The organism is uncultured Mailhella sp., assembly GCF_944324575.1.
Lineage (GTDB): Bacteria > Desulfobacterota > Desulfovibrionia > Desulfovibrionales > Desulfovibrionaceae > Mailhella.
The window spans coordinates 1-5,974 of record NZ_CALUWV010000114.1 but is presented as its reverse complement, the minus strand read 5'-3'; the positions used below and the strand labels follow the sequence as shown (position 1 = coordinate 5,974).

The 5,974-nt window shown below is 60.6% G+C and carries 5 protein-coding genes; 2 read left to right on the top strand and 3 right to left on the bottom strand.

Features of this window, described 5'->3' with window-relative positions:
• Window positions 1-1,179 (top strand): BPL-N domain-containing protein (locus Q0J81_RS10025; protein WP_294447580.1); only part of this gene is annotated, 1,179 nt, incomplete at its 5' end.
• Between the two features lie 174 nt (window positions 1,180-1,353).
• Here the strand turns inward: Q0J81_RS10025 and Q0J81_RS10020 are convergent.
• From Q0J81_RS10020 to Q0J81_RS10010, 3 genes are all read right to left on the bottom strand, one after another.
• Entirely contained in the window at window positions 1,354-1,917 is a 564-nt protein-coding gene (locus Q0J81_RS10020) for a helix-turn-helix transcriptional regulator (protein ID WP_294447578.1), read from the bottom strand.
• A 227-nt stretch (window positions 1,918-2,144) separates the two neighbouring features.
• The gene (locus Q0J81_RS10015; RefSeq protein WP_294447577.1) at window positions 2,145-2,411 is read right to left on the bottom strand and encodes a BTB/POZ domain-containing protein KCTD2; all 267 of its coding nucleotides are present in this window, start codon (window positions 2,409-2,411) and stop codon (window positions 2,145-2,147) included.
• 585 nt (window positions 2,412-2,996) lie between these two features.
• Entirely contained in the window at window positions 2,997-3,860 is an 864-nt protein-coding gene (locus tag Q0J81_RS10010) for a VIT1/CCC1 transporter family protein (RefSeq protein ID WP_294447575.1), read from the bottom strand.
• 275 nt (window positions 3,861-4,135) lie between these two features.
• Between Q0J81_RS10010 and Q0J81_RS10005 the strand changes: the two genes are divergently transcribed.
• Window positions 4,136-5,902, top strand: coding sequence for a formate--tetrahydrofolate ligase (locus Q0J81_RS10005; protein WP_294447573.1), 1,767 nt, complete (start codon window positions 4,136-4,138; stop codon window positions 5,900-5,902).
• Window positions 5,903-5,974 lie beyond the last annotated feature (72 nt).

Here is a 5,974-nt window from a genome sequence, read left to right as displayed (position 1 = left end):
CTGCTGCTGCACGCCGTTCGTTCGACGGGCATTCCCTTCCGTGTACTCAAAGGGTTAGACATAGCCCAGACCGGTCTGTCTGGCAAGATGCTCATGGTGCCCGGTGGTTCCGCGCGCCGCAAGGCCGAGGCTCTCGGGCCTGCCGGGGCGGAAGCGGTGCGCAGCTTTGTGAAAAACGGCGGACGCTATGTCGGCTTCTGCGGAGGTGCGGGACTTGCGCTTGCCGACGGCCTCGGTCTGTGCCCGTGGAGCCGCGACGGCATGCCGGACCGGCTTCAGCATCTCGTATCCGGTCACCTCTGCTGCGAACTTTCCAAAAGCAGCGGACTTGTGCCGCCCTCCCTTGCCGGGAAAAGCGCTCTTCTTCCCGTCTGGTGGCCCGGACGATTCTGCGAACCCGACGATCCCGGCCCCGTGGAAGTGCTCGCCCGCTACCGTGCCCCCGGTCCTGATCTCTATGTGGCCGACATGCCCTTTTCCTCCATGCCGGCCGACATTCTTGCCGAATGGGACGCCATGTACGGGGTCAGGCTGCGCCCCTCGATACTCGACGGTCGTCCCTGCGCCGTGACCGGCGAGTACGGCCGCGGAAACTGGCTTTTGAGCTACAGCCATCTGGAAACGCCCTCCGGCACCTTTCAGGGGGCCGAACAGGCGGGAAGCTGGCTTTCGCATATTCTGCAATGCTGGTGCGACGGCGCTCCGCCCCTGGACAGCCTTCCGCCTCTGGATTTTCATGCTCTGCCGGTACAGTGGGAAGACGACGTTCTTCTCGCCTCGCGCGCCTCGCTCGACAGCCTGCTTTCCCTCGCCCGGGAACTCGGCCTGCTCTTTCCCCGCAATTCCTGGCTGCTCGGCTGGAGATCCGGCGTACCCGGCGCACAGTTCAACAGCCTGAACGCCGCACTCTCCACCACGCTCAGTCTTAAGCCGGACAAGCGCCGTCTGCGCCTCTGGAACGAACGCAGGCGCGATTTTGAAAATGCCTTTTCCCTGTTCTTTCAGGGGGCGCGAAGCTGGCTTCTGGCCAGACGCCTTGCCGACACTCTGGCCGACTCCGCGCCGGGAATGCTCCCGAAGGAACTGCTTGTGGACCAGCGCCGGGCACTGTTCGGCTCGCCCATGTTCGGCGGCGGACTCAGCGAGCAGCTTCTCAACGATCTTGAAGAACTGGTCTGAGGCCTCAGCGCAACGCGATGAGCCGACCTGCGTACGTTCCGTGACGAAAAAAACGCCTCCGCCCCGGAAGCGACGCCGGAAAAACGCACGGCTCCAGTCCCGCGGACTGCTCATTCATCTCATGCGCAACCTGCGAGACTGTGACAAATGCCGTGCGGCCCATTGCGACAAAATCTACGATCTGCCCTTTCTCAGGCAGCACCCCACAAGCACAAGTCCTGCCGCCGTAGCCGCCAGCGCGGCCCAGAAAAGAGCCTTCACGTCCCTTGCAAGCACATACCCCCACAGGCCGGTATGCACGCCGCCTCGTCCGTCTACAAGCTGCACGGGAAACAGTTCGGAATAAATCCACATGGTAAGAAGACCGCCCGCCCCTATGAGAAAAAGCAGCACGCCGGCGGCCAGCGCAATGTGACGCGCCGTAGCGCTCACGGAAGCAGCGGACGCCACGGGCCTTTCCGTCCTTTCTTCCGACGGACTCTCCGAAGAAACGGGCTCTCCCGGTTCCGCAGGTGCGTCGGACATCTCCGCCTGATCTCTCAGCAGATAATCGAGGCTGACACCCAGCGTGTCGGCAAGTTCCACCAGCCGGTCAAGATCGGGAGCGGAAAGACCGGTCTCCCATTTCGTGACGGACTGCCGCGAAACACCCATGCGCTGGGCAAGCTCCTCCTGTGAAAGCCCCAGAGCCTTGCGTCTGGCCTGAATTTTTCCGTATAGCTGGAGATCTTTCCTCATCTGATTCCATGGGCTGACAGCTTTCCTGACCGGGGCGGCTCCGTCTGCCCGGCTCAGGCTGAACCTGCGCATTTTCTGCAGGAAAACGTGAAGAATCCGCCCGGAGTCGGATTCGCCGACGGTCATGCATCATATAACCTTAAATTCAAGCATGGCCGGACGCGCGGCAGAATTTCCGCACGGCGCGTCCGACCGCAATGTCATGTTCTTGAGCCGGTGCTCCTTACCTACTTCAGGCGATCCATCGCCTTGTCGTAGAAGACGCACAGGGCGTCCATGTCCTGCTTCTGCTGAAGCTGAAGCAGCTCGGGCTGAAGTTCCTGCATGACCTTCGCATATTTTTCAGGATCCTTCTGAGAAACTTCCTGAATGGTCTGGGCAAAGGCATTGGCCTTCTGCTGCGCTTCTTCAGCGCTGCATCCGGCTTCGGCAAGGGTGGAAAAACCAAGGGTCAGAGCCAGAGCCGCGCAGGCGGCCAACGTTTTCCTGTTCATTATGGGAACTCCTGTGGTTTTATGGCACGTTGCCAGGGTGGAACGGCAGGCCGGAGCATGCGGCCTGTCGATGGCGGCTCTTCAACATCATGATGAAAACAGCAGCCACCTCCCGCCTGACCTCATCGAAAAAACGTCCGAGACGTCAGGCCGCCGTGTAGGACGGTCAAGGTTTAACGCCATAGCCCGGCAGACTCCACCAACCGGAAGTTTCCTTTTCGGCAACTCTCAGTTGCATCCATGTTATTTCAGCAAATTAGCATACTATATTTTCCCTTGTCACGTGATTTTGGCAACCTTTGGTTGCGCGAAACGACAGGTTGCGGAAGGCTTTTGTCAGGACAAGAAGCCCGGGATGAGGGAAAGAAAAACAACGACACGACAGATCAGGGAAACACTGCGCAGAAAGACGCTCTCTGCTCTATCCCGCGCTGCCTGCCCTTGGAAAAACGCCACGCAGTCGCAAAAGACAGCGTGCAGGTTTTCCCCTGACTTCGCATGATACAGAAGCGCGTCGTTCTCAGCCCTCAAAAAAGGGCGGAGCCTGCGCCCCGCCCACTCGTCATGCCTCTGCGGAAAAGGCACTTACATCTCTATGCCCATCCAGGTTTTGGCGGCCCAGCCGATGAAGAAGGAAATGGCCGCCACGCCGAAGCTGATGGAAAGCATTTCCATAAACTGCGGGCGGAAGGGTTCGCGCCGCACCACGGAAACGAAGAAGGTGAACAGACAGATGATGCAGGCCGCGTTGAACAGGCAGAACATCAGCGCCAGATACGGCGAGCTGAACACGCCGTAGGGCAGAAGAAGCAGAGCCACCGTGATCATGTACGCGATGCCTGTGTAGACGGCGGCCTTGAGCGGATGCTTTTCTCCGGGCTCGGCCTTCTTGGAAAGATATTCGGAAGCGGCCATGGACAGCGTGGCCGACACGCCGGTGATGAAGCCGGCAAGTCCCACGGTGGCGTTGCTGCCGAGCGCAAGCGTGAAGCCGGCCAGCGCACCGGTGAGCTCCACAAGCGCGTCGTTGAGGCCGAGTACCATGCTGCCTATGTACTTGAGGCGCTCTTCGTCCACCATTTCGGCCAGACGGCGCTCATGAATCTCCTCTTCCTCCATGATGCCCTTCGCCTCGGGCACATCCTCAATGAGCCCGGCATAGCGGTTTCCCGCGCCGTTCTCACCGGATTCCAGAAGATTGATCACGAAGGTGAGTCCGAAAATCCAGCCCATGAGGCTGTAAAGAAATACCTTGACGCGCTTTGCCTCCGCCTTCTTTCCGGTATAGCGGCTCCATACCTCGCAGTGCCTTGACTCATCGGCGGCCATGCGGCGAAGCACCTCGCCGTTTTCGCCGCCCACGCGCCGGGCAAGCTTGGTATAGATTTCACTGTCCGTCTTTTCATTGACCTGCATCTCTTCCAGCAGACGAAGCGTGCTTTCTCTCATGATTCCCCCTTGTCTTTTCCGCCTTCATACGCCAGCGGACGAACGCTGGCAACCAAAGATCCCCCCATGGAACCGGTACGCCGATCCGGCACTGCGTCACGCAAAAGGCGATGCGAAAGCCGCTGCAAAAATGGACCACGAACCTTTGTGAAGACCTCTGCCGCAGGGATTTTCCGACGTTTTCGCCCATGCGCGGGGAAAGAAAAACCGCTTGAGCTAAACGACGCCACGCCGTATAACCACAGACGAACCCCCAACCACAAGGAGAACGGACAATGGCTCTGGATCCCAAGCAGCACGCGGACTGGGAAATCGCCCAGGACGCGGAATCCCGCATGAAAGACATTTACCAGATCGGCAGAGAGCTCGGCCTTGAAGACAAGGAACTGCTCCCCTATGGCCACGTCATGGGCAAGGTGGACTATCAGTCCGTGCTCTCCCGTCTGGCGGACCGTCCCAACGGTAAGTATGTCGACGTGACGGCCATCACCCCGACTCCCTTCGGAGAAGGCAAGTCCACCACCACCATCGGACTCGTGCAGGGGCTCGCAAAGCGCGGACGCAAGGTTTCCGCGGCCATCCGTCAGCCCTCCGGCGGCCCCACCATGGGCACCAAGGGTTCCGCGGCGGGCGGCGGCCTTTCCCAGTGCATTCCCCTCACGCAGTATTCCCTCGGCTTCACCGGCGACATCAACGCCGTAACCAACGCCCACAACCTGGCCATGGTGGCGCTCACCGCCAGAATGCAGCACGAACGCAACTACGGCGACGAAAAGCTGCTCCGCCTTTCCGGCCAGCCTCGTCTGAACATTGATCCCACCAACGTGCGCATGAACTGGGTCATCGACTTCTGCTGCCAGGCTCTGCGCAACGTGGTCATCGGCATGGGCGGCAAGTCCGACGGCTTCATGATGAGCTCGCACTTCGACATTTCCGTGTCCTCCGAAGTCATGGCCATTCTTTCCGTGGCCCGTGACCTCAAGGACATGCGCGAAAGACTCGGCCGCATCATCGTGGCCTACGACAGAGCGGGCAAGCCCGTGACCACCGAAGATCTGCAGGTCGCCGGCGCCATGGCCGCCTGGATGATCGACGCCATCAAGCCCAATCTCATCCAGACCATCGAAGGCCAGCCCGTGTTCGTGCACGCCGGCCCCTTTGCCAATATCGCCCTCGGCCAGAGCTCCGTCATCGCCGACAGACTCGGCCTCAAGCTCTCCGAATACCACGTCACGGAATCCGGCTTCGGCGCGGACATCGGCTATGAAAAGTTCTGGAACCTCAAGTGCCACTACAGCGGACTTGCCCCCGATGCGGCCGTGCTCGTGGCCACCGTACGCGCCCTGAAGAGCCACGGCGGCGCCCCCCTGCCCCGTCCCGGACGCGCGCTGCCCGAAGAATACCGTCAGGAAAACGTGGGCTTCGTGGAAGCGGGCTGCTGCAACCTTCTTCATCATATTCGCACCATCAAGAAGTCCGGCACCTCTCCTGTGGTGTGCATCAACGCCTTCGTCACCGACACGCCTGCGGAAATCGCCCGCATTCGTGAAATCTGCGAAGCCGAGGGCGCGCGCGTGGCCGTTTCCACGCACTGGGAGCACGGCGGCGCGGGCGCCCTGGAACTGGCCGACGCCGTCATGGACGCCTGCAACGAAACGTCCGATTTCCGTCCGCTCTATGACTGGAATGCTTCTTTCAAGGAACGCATCGAAAAGGTCGCCCGCGACGTGTACGGCGCGGACGGCGTGGATTACAGCCCTGAAGCCGAAAGCCGCCTTGCCGAAATGCAGGCGCGTCCCGACGCCTCCGAGCTCGGCGTGTGCATGGTGAAGACGCAGTACTCCCTTTCCGACAATCCCGATCTCAAGGGCGAGCCTTCCGGCTGGCGTCTCAAGATCCGCGACGTGCTGCTCTACGGCGGCGCGGGCCTCGTGGTTCCCGTCTCCGGCAAGATCTCGCTCATGCCCGGCACCGGCTCCAACCCCGCCTTCCGTCGCGTGGACGTGGATACCGAGACCGGTCAGGTGCACGGCATCTTCTAGGCTCAGGACTCATTAATTGCCAAAAGGGTAAAAAGTTCTTATTGTCGGCATAGGGAGGATGCCATGAAGGAA